Annotated in this window: 15 protein-coding genes; 8 read left to right on the forward strand and 7 right to left on the reverse strand. The window is 63.2% G+C overall.

Annotated features, from left to right (window positions below; all coding sequences use genetic code 11):
* Window positions 1–322: 322 nt before the first annotated feature.
* The 4 genes from V1286_RS16695 to V1286_RS16710 all read right to left on the reverse strand — a co-directional run bounded on the left by V1286_RS16695 (window position 323) and on the right by V1286_RS16710 (window position 6,431).
* Window positions 323–1,876 (reverse strand): Do family serine endopeptidase, encoded by a 1,554-nt coding sequence (locus V1286_RS16695; protein ID WP_334489702.1) that lies wholly within the window; start codon window positions 1,874–1,876, stop codon window positions 323–325.
* A gap of 1,075 nt (window positions 1,877–2,951) precedes the next feature.
* Window positions 2,952–3,470 carry a hypothetical protein gene (locus tag V1286_RS16700; RefSeq protein ID WP_334481063.1) on the reverse strand — a complete coding sequence of 173 codons (519 nt, stop codon included), beginning with the start codon at window positions 3,468–3,470 and terminating at the stop codon, window positions 2,952–2,954.
* A gap of 294 nt (window positions 3,471–3,764) precedes the next feature.
* Window positions 3,765–4,775, reverse strand: coding sequence for a hypothetical protein (locus tag V1286_RS16705; protein WP_334481064.1), 1,011 nt, complete (start codon window positions 4,773–4,775; stop codon window positions 3,765–3,767).
* Between the two features lie 321 nt (window positions 4,776–5,096).
* Window positions 5,097–6,431 (reverse strand): S41 family peptidase, encoded by a 1,335-nt coding sequence (locus V1286_RS16710; RefSeq protein ID WP_334481066.1) that lies wholly within the window; start codon window positions 6,429–6,431, stop codon window positions 5,097–5,099.
* 274 nt (window positions 6,432–6,705) lie between these two features.
* Between V1286_RS16710 and V1286_RS16715 the strand changes: the two genes are divergently transcribed.
* Window positions 6,706–7,191: a GNAT family N-acetyltransferase gene (locus tag V1286_RS16715; RefSeq protein ID WP_334481068.1), complete on the forward strand. Its 486-nt coding sequence runs from the start codon at window positions 6,706–6,708 to the stop codon at window positions 7,189–7,191.
* Window positions 7,192–7,223: 32 nt separating this feature from the next.
* Here the strand turns inward: V1286_RS16715 and V1286_RS16720 are convergent, their stop codons facing one another.
* Entirely contained in the window at window positions 7,224–8,510 is a 1,287-nt protein-coding gene (locus V1286_RS16720) for an NADH:flavin oxidoreductase/NADH oxidase (RefSeq protein ID WP_334481069.1), read from the reverse strand.
* Between the two features lie 73 nt (window positions 8,511–8,583).
* Window positions 8,584–9,021, reverse strand: a complete 438-nt coding sequence (locus V1286_RS16725) for a hypothetical protein (protein WP_334481070.1) — start codon at window positions 9,019–9,021, stop codon at window positions 8,584–8,586.
* Here V1286_RS16725 and V1286_RS16730 point away from each other — a divergent pair.
* The 5 genes from V1286_RS16730 (at window position 9,020) to V1286_RS16750 (ending at window position 12,859) form a co-directional block, all read left to right on the forward strand.
* Window positions 9,020–9,646, forward strand: coding sequence for an HAD family hydrolase (locus V1286_RS16730; protein WP_334481072.1), 627 nt, complete (start codon window positions 9,020–9,022; stop codon window positions 9,644–9,646). The genes V1286_RS16725 and V1286_RS16730 overlap by 2 nt on opposite strands.
* A 113-nt stretch (window positions 9,647–9,759) precedes the next feature.
* Complete coding sequence (locus tag V1286_RS16735; protein WP_334481073.1) at window positions 9,760–10,971, forward strand: molybdopterin molybdotransferase MoeA; 1,212 nt, start codon at window positions 9,760–9,762, stop codon at window positions 10,969–10,971.
* A 211-nt stretch (window positions 10,972–11,182) separates the two neighbouring features.
* Entirely contained in the window at window positions 11,183–11,884 is a 702-nt protein-coding gene (lexA, locus tag V1286_RS16740; protein ID WP_334481076.1) for a transcriptional repressor LexA, read from the forward strand.
* A gap of 224 nt (window positions 11,885–12,108) precedes the next feature.
* Window positions 12,109–12,537, forward strand: a complete 429-nt coding sequence (locus V1286_RS16745) for a hypothetical protein (protein ID WP_108516112.1) — start codon at window positions 12,109–12,111, stop codon at window positions 12,535–12,537.
* 85 nt (window positions 12,538–12,622) lie between these two features.
* Window positions 12,623–12,859, forward strand: a complete 237-nt coding sequence (locus tag V1286_RS16750) for a hypothetical protein (protein ID WP_108516343.1) — start codon at window positions 12,623–12,625, stop codon at window positions 12,857–12,859.
* 105 nt (window positions 12,860–12,964) lie between these two features.
* Here the strand turns inward: V1286_RS16750 and V1286_RS16755 are convergent, their stop codons facing one another.
* Window positions 12,965–15,259 carry a ComEC/Rec2 family competence protein gene (locus tag V1286_RS16755; protein WP_334481078.1) on the reverse strand — a complete coding sequence of 765 codons (2,295 nt, stop codon included), beginning with the start codon at window positions 15,257–15,259 and terminating at the stop codon, window positions 12,965–12,967.
* A gap of 461 nt (window positions 15,260–15,720) precedes the next feature.
* On the opposite strand from V1286_RS16755, the gene V1286_RS16760 reads away from it, so the two are divergent.
* Together V1286_RS16760 and V1286_RS16765 are read left to right on the forward strand one after the other, a co-directional pair.
* On the forward strand, window positions 15,721–15,975 hold the full coding sequence (locus V1286_RS16760; protein WP_334481079.1) for a hypothetical protein: 255 nt from the start codon (window positions 15,721–15,723) through the stop codon (window positions 15,973–15,975).
* Window positions 15,976–16,143: 168 nt separating this feature from the next.
* Window positions 16,144–16,326 carry a hypothetical protein gene (locus V1286_RS16765; RefSeq protein WP_190241850.1) on the forward strand — a complete coding sequence of 61 codons (183 nt, stop codon included), beginning with the start codon at window positions 16,144–16,146 and terminating at the stop codon, window positions 16,324–16,326.
* Window positions 16,327–16,427: the final 101 nt, after the last annotated feature.

Here is a 16,427-nt window from a genome sequence, read left to right on the forward strand (position 1 = left end):
CTGGTCTCGGTCTAGGAGACAGATTTCTGATCACGATCATCCGAATACTCGACAAACTTCTTGTAGACCCAGCGCCCTCCACGGTTGCGCCGCCATACCATTCCCCAGACGAGCCGACCGGTAATCGATCGCCTCGGAATGATTATCCGCCAGAGATGCCAGGCATCGGACCACGCCTGACCCAGATCCGAACGGGCGGCAGAATGAGTATCGCTGCTGTTGGCCATTGGTGATACGCGATATCCGAAGATGCTGAACCGGGCGCCGCGGCAACGGGCGTGGCAGGCAGCGGCGAAAAGCCGCCGCCTGCCATTTGAGTTGCCTAGCCGTTTGCGAGCGGCACGGCGACATAATGGGACCCGTCGCCCGAGCGAAGCCGCATCAGCACACTGCTCTTCTTGTCGGCGCGCGCAGCTTCAAGCGCGGCGCCAACGTCGCCGGGCTTCGCGACGTTCTTTCCGGCAATCTCCAGAATAACGTCGCCCTTCTTGACCCCGCGATTGGCAGCCGCGCTTTTCGGTTCGACCTTCGTGATGACGACGCCTTCCTTAGCCGCACCGTCTACCTTGCCCGCCGGAGCAACCGTAAGGCCTAGCTGCGCAACGTCGGTACCATTGCCCGACCCTTTGCCCTCGCCTTCACTGTCGGCCTTGGCTTGCCGATCATTCGGCAACTGGCCAAGGGTCAGGCTGACGACCTTGCTCTTGCCATTGCGCAGAACGTCCAGCTTGACTGTGCTGCCAGGTGCGAAGCCGCCGATGATGCGGGCGAGTTCGCGGGCATCCTTGACCGACTGGCCATTTACCGCAGTGATGATGTCGCCCGCTTCGACGCCGGCCTTTGCTGCAGGTCCGTCCTTCTGCGGGTCAGCTACCAACGCACCCTGCGCTTGCTTCAAGCCCATGCCGTCGGCGATATCTTGGGTTACCGGCTGAACCTGAACACCGATCCAGCCGCGGCTGACGTTACCCTTGTCCTTCAGCTGGGCGATCACGTTCTTTACAGTCGCCGCCGGAATCGAAAATGCAATGCCGACGCTGCCGCCGGATGGCGAATAGATCGCGGTATTTACGCCGACGACCTCACCCTGCATATTGAAGGTCGGGCCGCCCGAATTGCCCTTGTTGACGGGCGCGTCGATCTGGATGAAATCGTCGTAAGGGCCGCTTCCGATGTCACGGCCGCGGGCCGAAACGATACCGGCGGTTACGGTGCCACCCAGGCCAAACGGGTTGCCGACTGCAAGCACCCAATCGCCAATCCTGGCCTTGCCCGCCGAAAGCTTCGCAAACGAAAAATCTGAATTGCCTTCGACCTTGATCAAGGCAAGGTCTGTCCGGGGATCCGTCCCGACGACCTTCGCGGTGTAGGTCTTTCCGGCGTCCGTCGTTACCTCGACCTTGTCGGCACCTTCAACGACATGGTTGTTGGTCACCGCGTATCCATCGGACGAAATGAAGAACCCGGAACCTTGTCCCATCGTGCCATGCCGGCCGTTGCGCTCGGGATTTTGAAATTCGCCGTTCGGGCCGCCGAACTGACGAAAGAAGCGCTCCATGGGCGAGCCCTGTTCGTCGACGTCGTCCTTGTTGCTGGCGTCAGCGGCCTTGTCCTTCATCGTGACCTTGACCGAGATCACCGACGGCTTCACCCGCTCCACCACATCGGCAAAACCAAGGGGCTGCTGGGTGGCGCCCGATGCGGCGTTAGCAGCCTGGGCATGGGCGGCGCTGCCAAGGATATCAATGCGATCGGGCGACGCGCTGAAGCCATACATCGCAAGCCCGGTCACGACCGATGCCATCAATGCCACTTTTCGTGCCGAGAACAGGGAGCGCTTCCGCTGCCCGTGAGAAACAAGGTTACGTTGGTCCATCACAAAAAATCTCCAGGATGATGATTGAGCGCAAAGCCGCACGCCGCCGTAGATGGGGTTTCCCGCATTACACGATGCTGGCTTGGGAATTAATGTTTGGAAATGAACTTCCAAAATCGCCTGGCAGCCGGCGTAAAGTTTTCGAGCGACGTTGTTATGGTCATTGCGAGCCACCCCATTCCTCGCTGAGCAAAGAAAGAACGGATCGCTTCCTTTCGCTCTTCGAATTACGGCGGACAAATCGTCGCCTGCGCTTCCTTGCGCAAACGCTTCGCGTTTGTCGTAGGCAATGACGCGGAGAGTTCTCCGATTCAATTTTCAAACAGCCGAGAGGACATGCGTCCGCATTCCCGCGGTGGGAAGGCCCCGGGACGCTTAAGCGACGAGGCGGCGGATTACGCCTTCGGCTAATCCGTCCTGCGGTCCTGTAACTCGTCGTTCAATTGTGAAATGGCACACAGACAGGAGTCGTTCGGTCTGGTTGTGTTAGTTGGTTGGTCGCCCTCGGTCGGCTTGGCCAGGAGCGCGTCACGCGGTCTCGAGAGCGGTTGCGCTATCAAGCATGCAACTCAGCTACGGGCCGCATATTTTCGTTTAGGAGAATCGTCATGCGCGGTTTCAATCGCACGGCCACTGTGATGTGCGCCTCTCTTATTCTCGAGTCCACCTTGAGCGGGTGAACCAAAGGTTTCGCGTGCGCTGAATAACCGCGTACAGGGATTTTCTGGGCCCCGCCGGCGACGGACGGGGCTTTTCTATTTATTTTTTCTGCCCACGGCTGCCGGCGGTGCCCCTGTGAAGAAGGACGCAGGGGTCATGTGGTACTTTTGGCCCGATTTGGCATTTTCTCTTGTCAAGGGACTGGTTGCCGGAGGTGCTTCTCTCGCGCTTCAGGCGGTCGCCCCTGTGACGTTCCGCGCCTTGAAGCGGCTTCGAGCGCGCTGGTCTGCCCGGAAAGCCGCGACAAAAGCAGGCCCCGACACGTCAGCGAAAGATAACGGCTAGGAGAACAATCGTATCAAGTTAGCCCGCCAGCGCGCTGGTCGGCGGGCTTTCTTGTTAAGGCGCTGATCGTCTAGCGGCGGGAATCTCTTGCGGCCTGCGCTCTCTTGTTCGCCTGTGACACCCGCCCAATTGTTGACCGCGGAAGTATACTTCGCCGGCGACTCGGAATCGCCTTCATGCCTTCATGGGAAGTTGGCTCATTTGTCGGACGGAAGAACTGCTGTGCCCTACGAAGAGAAAGCGCTCGCCGAGCCGCTTCTCCCAGTTCCTTCCTCGCCTCAAATTTTTGCAGACGCGCGAGCTCCTTGTTGACCCGCTTCAGGGCAGCCACGAAGACCTGCTTGCGATGGAGAGAATGCTCGGCAGTCCCCGAAGCGCTTTGGCCTCGCGGCTCGGCGGTGCCTTTGCTGATCCGACGCCGGTGGAAGGCGAGCGTGCGCTCTCTGTCCCGGAGTTTTCTGAGCGATGATCTCAGGTTTTCGAGTGTCGCGCGATCCGCGTCACCAATTTCGGGGTGATGAGAGGTCTGCATCAGCGCTTTCTCATCGTGCTTCAGGATACTTAGCTCGAACTTGCAGGGTGCAGGCATTGACCCCTCATACATGCAATTCGTTGCCTTGCCGTCGCTGCGCTAACCAACTTTACCAATCATATCCACGCGTGCGTTTCCGGGGCTCTCACGATAACTTGATGAATTGCGGTAACAAGCCACTCAATTGCGGCGTCGCGCCTTTGTAACATCTGCGAATTAAGTGCACTGGACTGCACCCCTGGAGTGAGAAACGATAATTTTTGTGACACCAAGTAGCCCGAATGAGCGCTGCGATATGCAGGAATAAGCCAAGACCGCGGATATCGCTTGCGCTCATCCACGCTCTGCTCGCTACAGCCGGGCCTTCAGCGGCACCCGAAACGTCCGGAACCCCTCGACCTCGGGAAACAGGTTCGCCACTTCGCGCGTAGCAAGCACGACGGCGGCCGGGACTTCGCCGCTGATCAGCCGGTCGATCGCGCTGGCTTTTACTTCGCTGAACTGGACTTCGGCGGCTCCGGCCGCCATCAGCGCGGCGCTGACGCGTCCGCTCGATGCGGATTGCTTCTCGGTGATCGCGATGGTCTTGTTGTTCAGGTCGGACAACGAATTGATCTCAGGGCGCGCCAGTACGAGCGCAACCAGATTGTCCGGATCATCGAGCGATGAGGATGCGGCCTTTCCAATCTCCCTGGCCTTGCTGGACGCCATGGCGGGTGCCGGCGCAGCAGGCGCTGCGGCAACATCGAGCGTCGCCGGCGGCGGCAACACGACCTCGGCCTTCGCCTCGGGCTTGACCTCGGGTGCGGCCGCCTTGGACACAGGAGCCTCGTCGGGCTGCGGCGCGGCGATCACGGCTGTCTGCGCCGGCTGGTCAGCGCCCTCGACCTTGGGCTCCGGCTTTTGAACGGCTGCGGCGGTCTCGCCTGCGGCCTTTTGCGTAGTCACAGCCGCCGTGACCGCCGGAATTTCCTTCCCCGCCGCTTGAGGCGCGGCGTTGGGTGCAGCGATCTTTTTGCTGTTCGACGCCTTTGTGCCGGGTGCCTTGCCATTCGACGCCGCCTTGCCGGCGTGCGGCACACTGCGGGCGACCGGCGCGGCATGCCGTGCCGAACGCGGGCGAGCCGCCGGTTCGACCCGTTCTATTTCCACCTCATCCGGTCCCGCGACGCTGGTATCGCGTTCCTCGTGGCGCCGGGCGGACAATGCCCGGTAAGACCAGTCCATGTAGGACTGGCACGCGCGGTTGCACGGCTGTCCGTCGATATACACGACGCCGGGTGAATCGAGCGGTTCTGCCTGCAGCGTTCCGCTCGAACCGAGGAACAGGATCAGGATCAGCAAAGTCCAATTTCTCGACATGACAACTCCGTTTGAACGCGCAGGCGGCGGGAACCGGCCTGGTGAGCGATCTCGCACGCGAGCTACGGGTGGGGCAGAGGCGGAGTTTCAAAAAAGGACACCCATCCTACTTTGCATGGGGTTGTTTTCGAGATTTTGTGTTCGGGGGCTTCAGGCGTGCCGCCGAAGGGCATCGGCATGATGTCGTAGCCGGGGCAGACGAAAGCCAGTAGCCCGCATGAACGCAGCGGCATGCGGGATAGACCAGAGCCCCGGATATCGCGGAGCCTGTCATCAGGCTACGCAGGCAATTCCGAAAGCGTTATTAGCGCCGGGCTGCCGCTAGTTCGGCACCGCCCGCTTCGCCGCCGTCGGCGCATTCGCGTTCACCGTCACCCCGCGCAGCAGGTTGAACGCGGCGTTCAGCGCCTTGTCGTCCTTGTCGTTCGGCGGAACCCAGGCTTGCGAGCCGGCCTGCTCGGCGCCATCTGCCGCAAGATGGCCGCGCATCGAGGCTTCGCCCTTTAACTCGGAGCGGTTCTTGAGTTCATCCGGCACCTCCTGCAGCACTTCGACGTCGGGCGCGATGCCCTGGGCCTGGATCGAGCGGCCCGAGGGGGTGAAGTAGCGCGCGGTGGTCAGCGCCAGCGCGCCGTTGCCGGCGCCGAGCGGGATGATAGTCTGCACCGAGCCCTTGCCGAAGGTGCGCGTGCCGATCAGGGTGGCGCGCTTGTGGTCGCGCAAGGCGCCGGCCACGATCTCGGACGCGGAAGCCGAGCCGCCATTGATCAGCACGACCAGCGGCTTGCCCTTGGTGATGTCGCCGCCGCGCGCGGTGAAGCGCTGGGTTTCCTCCGAAGTTCTGCCGCGCGTCGAAACCACCTCGCCCCTTGTCATGAAGGCGCTCGACACGGAAACGGCTTGGTCGAGCAATCCGCCGGGATTGTTGCGGAGGTCTATGACATAGCCCGCAAGCTTGTCGGCGGGGATCTCCTTCGAAATGCTTGCGATGGCCTTTTTCAGGCCGTCGGTGGTCTGCTCGTTGAAGCGGGTGATCCTGATGTAGCCGATATCGCCGCTGTCGGTCTTGTAGCGGACCGGCCGCACCCGGATGATCTCGCGCACGATGGCAATATCGATCGGCGCGGCGGAACCCTTGCGCGCGACCTTCAGCCGGATCTTGCTGTTGGCGGGGCCCTTCATCCGGCTCACCGCCTGTTCCAGCGTCATGCCCTGAATCTGCTCGTCATCGATCTGGGTGATCACGTCGCCCGACAGAATGCCGGCCTTCGCCGCGGGAGTCTCGTCGATCGGCGTCACCACCTTGACGAGGCCGTCTTCCATCGTGACCTCGATGCCGAGCCCGCCGAACTCGCCATGGGTGGTCTCCTGCATGTCGCTCCAGCCCTTCTCATTCATGTAGCGCGAATGAGGATCGAGCGCGGAGATCATGCCGTTGATGGCGCCTTCCATCAGCTTGGAATCGTCGGGCTTCTCGACGTAGCTGGTCTTGATCCGCTCGAACACGTTGCCGAACAAATTGAGCTGGGTGTAGGCGTCGGAACGGGCCGCGGCCTTTGCCGCCGCCACCAGACTGGCCCCCTGCGGTCCCGTCACGAGAAGAGTCAGACACGCGCCCGTCACCGTGCCGAGAAGAAAGGCAAAATTCCTGCGCATTATAGGGCGTCCCTTATTCTTTTGTGCGGACGCCCACGATTCCCGTGAATCGGCGCCCCTGTCCCGGCACCGCCAACTCACAATGGCTTTTTGGTCGGATCAAGGCACGTCGACCCGGGGCGATACGGCCTTCGAGGCCTTATCGGCTCCGAAATGATCTGAAACCCTGAAAAAAGGAAAATTTTCTCATTGGGAGTGGACGACAATTTGCTGAGTTTCCTGTCGAATGTAGGATGGGCCGAGCCGGGTTCCGCAGGGTTCGAAGGGGGCAACCATGGGCGACAAAGATGAAGTGCAGATCGAACCTGCGCTGACCGCGACCGACGAGGTGCGCTCACTTGTCGGTGAGTTGGAGGCCGTGCTCTCTGCGGAGTATTCGCCTGAGCAGCGGCATGGATTGACGCTCGATGCGATCTTTCAACCACACGTCCGATTCTTCCTCGCAAGATTACACGGAGCGGCGGTGGGCTGCGGCGGCGTCTCCCTCTTTCCCGATTTCGCGGAGGTCAAGCGCATGTACGTGCGGCACACCGCACGGGGACAGGGAGTTGCAGACGCTATCCTGGCCCGCATCGAAGCGGAGGTCCGTCGTGCCGGGATCTCCATGTTGCGTCTGGAGACGGGAGACCGGCAGATCGCGGCGATGCGGCTCTATGTGCGAATGGGGTTCCGGGAGTGTCCGGCGTTCGGCGCCTACGCAATGATGGCACCGCAATCCATTGCGAGCAGTGTGTTCTTCGAGAAGCGGATCGGCGCGTAGCCAAGTTTAATCTACCGACATCCGGGATTCTCTTACTTCCCCCAATACCCGCATATCGCGAATCCTGTCATCACTGCGCGAGCGCAATTGCGCTCGTCGTCGGGCGCGCATTCGCGCGACCCGGTGGCCCCCTGCGGGCTACGGATTCGGTCGCCTAATCGGCTTCCTGCAGCCCGTTTTGCCAGGGTGGAGGGCCGGGTTCCAAAACCGCGCTTGGCGCGGGTGCCCAGCCAGTAGCCGAATTGCGGCGGAACGTTGCGGAATGGGCCCTCGACGCCGAGCTTGAGCGCGGCGTCCATCGGCCAATTGGGATTGTTGAGGATTTCCCGCCCCACCGCGATCAGATCAGCCTGGCGCTCGCGCAGGATCTGCTCGGCCTGGTCGCCGTGGATGATGAGGCCGACCGCCATCGTCATGATGTCGGCATGGCGTTTCACATATTCAGACAGCGGCACTTGGTAGCTGTATTTGATTTCCTTGCCCAGGATCGGCGCCATCTCGGTGATGCCGCCGGACGAGCAGTCGATGACGTCGACGCCTTTCACCTTGAGGATCTTTGCCAGCCGCGCGCTCTGCTCCGGTCCCCATCCGGCATTGTCCTCGACCGAGAGGCGGACGAACAGCGGCTTGTGGTCCGGCCAATGCGTACGCACCGCTTCAGTGATTTCGGTGATGAAACGCATGCGATTGGCTTCGGAGCCGCCATATTCGTCGCTGCGCTGGTTCGACCGCTCCGACAGGAACTGATGCACGAGATAGCCGTGCGCGCCGTGCAGCTCCAGCACGTCAAAACCCGCTTCGTGCGCGCGCCACGCAGCACTGCCCCAGGCCTGCACCAGGTCTTTCACCTCGCCCCGAGCCAGCGCCTTCGGCACCGGCCATTTCTCGCTATGGGCGATGGCGCTCGGCGCCACCGGCTGCCAGGCGTCCCAATCCTCGATTTCGGGCGTCCGCTGCAGCGGGCGATCGCCCTCCCAGGGCCGGGTCGCGCGCGCCTTGCGGCCGGAATGGCCGAGCTGAATGCCGGCGACCGAATTCTGCTGCCTGATGAATTTGGCGAGGCGGCCGAGCGGTTCGACAAAGCCGTCGTCCCAGATGCCGAGATCGCCGACCGTGCCACAGCCGCGCCGCTCGACCTTGGTCGATTCCACGACCACGAGGCCGGCGCCGCCGGCGGCGAATTTGCCCGCGTTCATCAGGTGCCAGTCGGTCGGAAAACCCTTCTGGGCCGAATATTGATGCATCGGCGGCACCACGATGCGATTCTTCAGCGTAACGCCGCGGATCGTCATCGGGGAAAACAGCAGCGTTTCCGTCATCCGTCGTTTCCTCGCACCCGGACATCATTGTCCCGGCATCGCACCTGGAAGTGCCGGCGCCGGGAAGTGTCTTCTACTTTGCGGCGCCGTCGGCAGATTTGGCTTTCGGCTTGGCCGGCGACGCCTTGGCAGTATCTTTGGCCGCCGCTTTCGGCGGCGCGCTGTCGCTGCGCATGGTTCCCCAGGGGTCGGTGCTCTTCTGCTCCGGGATATTGCCGAGCGAGCGCTTGTAGGCCCTTTCGGCGTCCCTTTCGGCCGCTTTTTCGGTTGCCGACTTTTCCTTGTCGGTCTCACCGTATCTGGGAATAGGATTCTGAGCCCAGACGGGCCCGGTCAGCGCGGCGATCACACATGTAGCGCCCAAAATTCTGCCCAGGATTTTCATGCCACCAGCACTCCCTTTTTCGCGCCAAGGCTTAGCACAGCTCCGGCACCGGCTTAAACGCCGGATCGGGCCGAATTCAGTCCAGCCCGTTGCCCATGGCTGACCAGTTTTGTAAACGATGGCCATGAATTTGCCGCCAGCGCCCTCCTCCGTCGACGTGTTGCTGTTCGACCTCGGCCGTGTCGTGCTCGACATCAGCTTCGATCAGGTGATGGCGAAATGGGCAGGGCACGCGGGCTGCGAGCCCGCCGACCTCGCCAGGCGCTTTGTCGTCAACGACAGTTTCAAGCATCACGAGATCGGCCGGATCGACGACGCGGCGTTCTTTGCGAGCCTGCGCCAGTCGCTCGGCATCGGCCTCACCGACGCGCAGTTCCTGGAAGGCTGGAACGCGATCTTCACCGGCGAGATGCCGGGAATTGCGCCGCTGCTGGCCGGCGCAGCACAACGCCTGCCGCTTTATGCTTTTTCCAACACCAATCCGGCCCATGTCGCGCATTTCTCGCAGGCCTATGGCGACGTGCTCAGCCATTTCCGCGAGATATTCCTGTCATCGAGCATCGGTTTGCGCAAACCCGACGCGGAAGCCTATGATCATGTGGTAAAAGCGATCGGTGTGCCGGCGTCGCGGATCCTGTTCTTCGACGACTCGGCCGCCAATATCGAAGGTGCGCGGGCGCGCGGCCTTTGTGCCATCCACGTGACATCGACGGATGACGTGGCAAGGGCGCTGACCGCACTTGAGATCTAGAGCGGCATGACGTTTCTTTGAACCGTCATCCCGCTCTATCCCTTTGATTTGAGCGTGATCTATTCGGAAAACCGGTGTCCACTTTTCCGGATCATGCTGCTGGAGGTCTGCCCGTGGCCTTGATGCCTGTCGCCGATGCGCTTGCCGCAATCCTTGCCGGCGCCGAACCGTTGCCCGAAGAGATGGTCGCGCTCGACGATGCCTGGCATCGCGTGCTGGCGCGCGACGTCGCGGCACGGCGCACGCAGCCGCCGCAGGCGATGTCGGCGATGGACGGCTATGCGGTGCGCGCGGCCGATGCCGCCGATCTTTCGGTGCGGCTGAAGGTGATCGGCGAGGTCGCCGCCGGCCGCCCGTTCGAGCGGAAGGTAGGCCAAGGCGAAGCGATGAGGATCTTCACCGGCGGCGTGATCCCTGACGGCGCTGATGCCGTCATCATCCAGGAAGACACGGCCATCGACGGCGATCACATCGCCATCACCGAAGCCGCCGTTCGAGGGCGGCATATCCGCCCCGCCGGCGTCGATTTCCGTGAGGGCGATGTGCTGCTCACGCGCGGGCGCCGCCTCACCGACCGCGATTTGTCACTCGCCGCCGGCATGAACTATCCGGAGCTTGCGGTGCACCGCCGCCCGAAAGTCGCAGTGCTCGCCACCGGCGACGAGCTGGTGATGCCGGGCGCTACCCCCGGCCCAGGCCAGATCGTCTATTCCAACGGCTACGGGATCCGAGCACTGGCGCGGGCGGCGGGCGCCGAGGTCGTCGATCTCGGGATCGCCGCCGATACGGTCGATGCCACCGCGCAAGGCATCCGCCGTGCGCGCGAGGCAAACGCGGATATCCTGATCACCATGGGCGGCGCCTCGGTCGGCGACCACGACCTCGTCAAGCGGTCGCTGGAGGCCGAGGGGACGGCCATGATGTTCTGGCGCATCGCGATGCGGCCGGGCAAGCCGATGATGCACGGCAGGCTGGGCACGATGCGGGTGATCGGCCTGCCCGGCAATCCCGTCTCCTCCTATGTCTGCGGCTTCCTGTTTCTGGTGCCGTTGATTCGTGCATTATCGGGCCGCGACGCCGTCCATCATCGGCGCGAAAGCGCCCTGCTGGGCCACGATCTCGCTGCCAACGACCAGCGTGAAGACTATCTTCGGGCCCGCCTCGAAGCGCGCGAAGACGGCACGCTGATCGCGGTGCCGGTCAGTCACCAGGACTCATCGCTATTGGGGAATCTCGCTGCGGCACGGGCACTTGTGATACGTCCGCCGTTCGCGCCGGCTGCCGCGAAGGGTTCGCGTTGCGAGCTGCTCCGGCTGCCGGAATGACGCCTGAACGGCGCCTTTGAGGGTGTCTTCAGCCGAAGCCGCAATGCGTTCACCTGAAATTAAGTGGTTGCGGAACACATATCGAACATATAGTGTCCGTTCATGATTTGTTTCGACTGCTAGTGTCTATGGTTGGGAGTTTTGGGGACTCCCGCGATGGACCCTGGAGATTCGGGACCGAAAGACTGTACCAACCGGGGGAATGCTCGCGATGCTTACGCGCAAACAGTATGAACTTCTGCGTTTCATCAATGAACGGCTGAAGGAAGCCGGCGTACCGCCCTCCTTCGACGAGATGAAGGATGCGCTCGATCTGCGCTCGAAATCCGGAATTCACCGCCTCATTACGGCGCTGGAGGAGCGCGGCTTCATCCGCCGCCTGCCCAACCGCGCCCGCGCCATCGAAGTCATCAAGCTGCCGGAGCTGGCTGCCGCCGGCAACGGCCGCCGCGGCTTCACGCCGAGCGTCATCGAAGGCACGCTCGGCAAACGCCCCGTAAGCGCGCCGGCCAGCGAGGACGACGGCAACCGCCCGGTCGCCGTGCCCGTGATGGGCCGGATCGCCGCCGGTACGCCGATCGAGGCGCTGCAGACCCGCAGCCACACCATCAGCGTGCCGCCCGACATGCTCGGCTCCGGCGAGCATTACGCGCTCGAAGTGCGCGGCGATTCCATGGTGGACGCCGGCATTCTCGACGGCGACATGGCACTGATCCAGCGCAACGAAACCGCCGACACCGGCGACATCGTGGTGGCGCTGATCGACGAGGAGGAAGCCACGCTAAAACGCTTCCGCCGCCGTGGCGCCTCGATCGCGCTGGAGCCCGCCAACGCTGCCTATGAAGTGCGCATCCTGCCGCCGAACCGGGTCCGGATTCAGGGCAAGCTGATCGGTCTGTACCGGAAGTATTGAATGGTCGGGTTACCGACAGGACTGCGACGGCCCCGGCCTTCGGCCGAGGTTTTTTGTGGGGCGTGGGGAACTAACCTGCGTTATCGCGTTTGTGATTTAAGCGCAGTGCGTCCGTCGCAGAAATGCCCAGAAACAAGAAAAGGCTCTGCGCCAAGTCTACTCTGATAGAGGCCTGTGCCTCCTTCAAGACACGGGTCAGCTATCTCAAATGAGGGAGCCATCCGATGTGTGACTATAGCCTGCATGCTGTGGCAACGCGACCGGCCCAGGTCGGCGAGACGCTGATCACCACCACATTCCGCGGTACATCGACCCGCGGCTTTGCGTCGGAACGCGAGCCCGCAGTGGCGGTCTGCATGCTTCCCGGCACCGAACTGGCGTTCACCGAGGACGTCAGATACGACAACCGATGGATCTGGACGCGAACCACCGACTGGCGGGTCGGCAAGTTCAACCAGATTGAACCCGAAGTGTCCGATCGCCATCATGACGCGATCGAATTTCCTGACGGAAGCCATGTGCTGGTGACGCAGCTTTGCGAAGGCCAGCGCGCGACCGTGCTGCAATTGCCGGTGACCGAGGGCGAACGGTCGGCGAAGGCAAAGGAAGCGGTGACGGAGGCGCCTCGGGCCGGATCCATCGTGACCGGATAAACGACGCACATGCGATCCGCCGGTTTCAGGCCGGCGGATCGTGGTGATATGGTTTTGTGAGAAACTGGGCGCCGAGGGGCAGTCGGTGGTCAACAAGGTTACATGGCAAAAAGCCGGTCGCGTCACGGAGCCCGGACGGTACATGTTCCGGTACGGCTGGCTGACTATCACGGCCGAAGATCTCGCGATCTGGCGGCAATTCCCCGAGGCGTCGTTCACGCTGGTCAACCTGCCGTCGACCCCCGACGCGCCGGAGGAATTCCACCTCGGCGCATTCGAAATACCGGCCACTCCCTCAAGTCCCCCGCTCGACGAGCACTGAAATTCATCTAGAGCCCTGGGGTTAGATTTTTTGATTTGACGCGTTTTCTTGACGCGAACCGGTCTCCTCCCCGGATCAAGTCCGGGGCAGGCTTTCGCTGGAGCTCTACTCCTCCGCCTGAAGGTCGGCCTCGGCCGGCGTGGCGTCGACCGCGCGCGGCACGACGCGTGGCGCAAGCACGGTGGCGTCTGCCTCGCTCTCGTCGGCGATGGCCGGCGACCACGGGCGATCGATCCCCCTGGGTTTTGCCGCCTCGACGACAAATCCCTCACGGCCTCGCCGCAACGCCATCGCGCCCTGCCGCCGCAGCCGGTCGGCATCGATGACCGAAGCCGCGCATGAAGCGGGCACCTGCCGCAGCGTCACAATGAGCGCCGCGCGCTCGCAATCGTCCGCCAGCGCCTCGGGCTTGTGCGCCTGCGCGACCAGGCCGCCGGCGGCGGATTGCATCACGCAGCCAAGGTCGTCGCATGAAACACCTGCGGTGAGCGATGCATCGGCCGCTGTGCGTGCGTCCGCATCCGCCGCCAGCCACTCCTTCAGCAGGAAGGCATCCCGGGAGCCCTTCACCGCATGCATCAGATGCAGCCTTCCATCCTGGCCGCGGACGCCGACATTGCGGCCGTCGGCGGAGACCAGAATATCCGGCTGCGGCACCCTCGCCGCCCACAGCGCCGCCGATAGCACCAGCGCCGCGCCCGACCAGCGCAGCGGCGTGCGCAGCAGGCCGAGCAGAATGATGCCGAGGCTCGCCGCAATCAGCGGGCCGATGCCGAACGCCGGCACCCGGCCGACCGCGCCGGGCAACGCCGCGACCCATTGGGTCACCGCGATCATCCAGTCGATGCCGACGCCCATGATCGCCCAGAACAGCCGGTCGAAGCCGAACGGCATCGCGACGAGGCCGAGCAGGCCCGCCGGCATCACGACCGCGGAGACGACCGGCATCGCCGCGAGATTGGCCAGCACGCCATAAGGCGTGACGCGGTGGAAGTGAAAGGCCGCATAGGGCATGGTCGCGAGCCCCGCCACCAATGAGGCCAGCAACAACATCGTGAGTTCGCGACCGCCCCACAGCGCCGCCCGCGCGGTTGCGGTGTTGTCCGGCGCCGCGAACAGGCGCGGCATGCCGATCTGCACCAACGCCACCAGGCCCAGCGTGGCGGCAAAAGACATTTGAAAACTCGGATGCACCAGTGCTTCCGGTGCCACCGTCAGCACGATCAGGGCCGCGACCGCGAGCGTGCGAAACGTGATCGCCCGGCGATCGACCATGACCGCGATCAGCACCACGGCCGTCATGAAGAAGGAGCGCTGCGTCGCCACTTCCGCCCCCGACAGCAGCAGATAGAACGCGGCGGCCGCAAGCGCCGCCACTGCCGACCATTTCTTGATGGCGTAACCGACCGTGAGCGTTGGAAACAGCGCCAGCAGCGCCCGCACCGCGAAGAACACGACGCCGGCGACGACGGCCATGTGATAGCCGGAGATCGAAAGCACGTGGCCGAGGCCTGAGATGAACATCGCGTCGTTCACCGGCGGCGAGATCGCGTCGCGCCGCCCGGTCAACAGCGCGGTGGCGATCGCGCGCTTGTCGCCCTCCAGCGTCGTCCTGATCCGCGCGTCGATCGTGTCGCGCAGGCCCTGCATCAACGCCGAGTAGCGCAGGCGCAGCCCACCGCCGGTGGCGGGCGCCTCCGCGGTCTTGATCGCGCCCATCACGAAGCCGGAGGCACCGATGCCGGCGAAGAACATGTCGCGGCTGAAATCGTAGCTGCCCGGCCGCACCGGCGTGAGCGGCGGCAACAGCCGCGCCTTCAACTCGACAAAGCTGCCGACCGCGGGCGCCGTGCCCTTCTTCACCGACAGCCGCACGCGTTCGAGCCTGGTCGTCCCGCGCGCGCTCTCCATGGTGACGACGCGCAGGACAAAACGGTCGGTGCGTTCGCGGATGTCGCGGGTTTCGACGAAGCCCGTCAGCGACACCGAAAACATCGGCCGCGCCAGCACGCCATGCGCGACCCGCGCCGTCTTCCACGTCGCGATCGCAAAGCCCGCCGCGACGGCTGCGACCATCACCGCGATCGGAAAGAATTTTTGCCGGCGCAGCAGAATCGCCACCGCACATAGCGCGATGGCCACGACGGCGGCGACTGAGAGCACCGGCTCATGGTCGGCGGCGAAGTAAAAGGCGATGCCGGTGCCGAACGCGACGGGCACCCAGGGCAGCAGGCGGCCGGCGCCAGCCTCGGCGCGAGCCCATACGCGCAGGGTTTCGATAAGCGGCGGCCAGAAAGCGGGACGCGACGGCAGGAGGCCGCCGATAGGCGCCGCCGCGCGCGGCGGCCAGGTCCCGGCATAGCCCCGCTTCCGGCCCGAAATGTCGCCCTGCTCCGCCACCCCGGTCTACACCTTACGATCCCGTGGAGATCACAAGACTACCGGACGGTGTATTGCGGCCGCAGCGGAACGGATGCAGAAACCTGAGGAAATGGGCCGCGACACCCACGGGACCTCTCCCGACTGATTTTCCGCCAAAAGATAATTCGATCGCGTGGAAAACCACCGTTAGGTCAGCCCAACTGCATTTTCCGACTCGGCAAAGCGTGCTCGTTCTCTGAAATTCAGGCCGGTTGCGGAGCACGACGTGAGCCAGTTTTCTTGCATGCTTTTGCTCGTGATGGCTCTCACGCTCACGGCATGCTTCGGAATAGCAGCCTGGCGCGTCTCCGGTGATGCATCTGATGTCACCGGGAGCACTCCGCCGCCGTTGATTGACCTGCGTTAAAAGCTTCCATGCGCTTTGCGTGTTCAGGCAGAAACCTGAAGAAATGCGCTGCGGCTCGCACTATAGTCGCTGCATGAAGCTTGCCGCCTGCCTTTCATCCGCCCTCATGATTATCGCCTCGGCGACCACGGCTGCAGCGGCTGAACAATGCCGTTTCATCGAGGCGAGATCCGAGCGCGAGGCATGCTATAAGCGCCAGGATGCTGAACGGACCGCCCGGCAGAAAACCGACGAGGCCAAGCAGGCGCAGCAAAAGCCGTATGAGCCGGTGTCGCAGGAGGATGCCCTGCTCGCCAAATCCCTGCGCAGCATTTGCCGGGGCTGCTAGGCGCCGGCGCCACCATCCAATCCCGGCAGCCCACCGCCCTGGAAAGCGCTCTTGCAATTGCGCCGCAGCAGGATGCACACTGGGTGCGCTTGACTAGGTGTCAACGTCTACAGCTCTCGGCCCGACTGGAATTCACGGTTGCGCGCGGAACGAGCGGAGGATGACGCCATGCGAGAAATCGAAATCCACGACTATGCGCGGCAATTGCTGGAAGCACATGGCGCCAAGGCCATTGCCGAAGCTGCCCAGAACGCCATCGAACTCGAAGCAAAAGGCGAGCTCGAACTGGCCAGAACCTGGCGGCATATCGAAGACGCCATGAAGCTCATGCGCGGACCGCACCAAAGCTGAAGCTGCCGGCAACGCAGAACGTGAGCCAGTCACAAGCCGCTTCGCTGCGGCTGAATGGCAGCACGACCTCCAAGATGCGGCTCTCCATAACAGGAGTGAAG

This window comes from Bradyrhizobium algeriense (assembly GCF_036924595.1).
GTDB classification, from domain to species: Bacteria; Pseudomonadota; Alphaproteobacteria; order Rhizobiales; family Xanthobacteraceae; genus Bradyrhizobium; species Bradyrhizobium algeriense.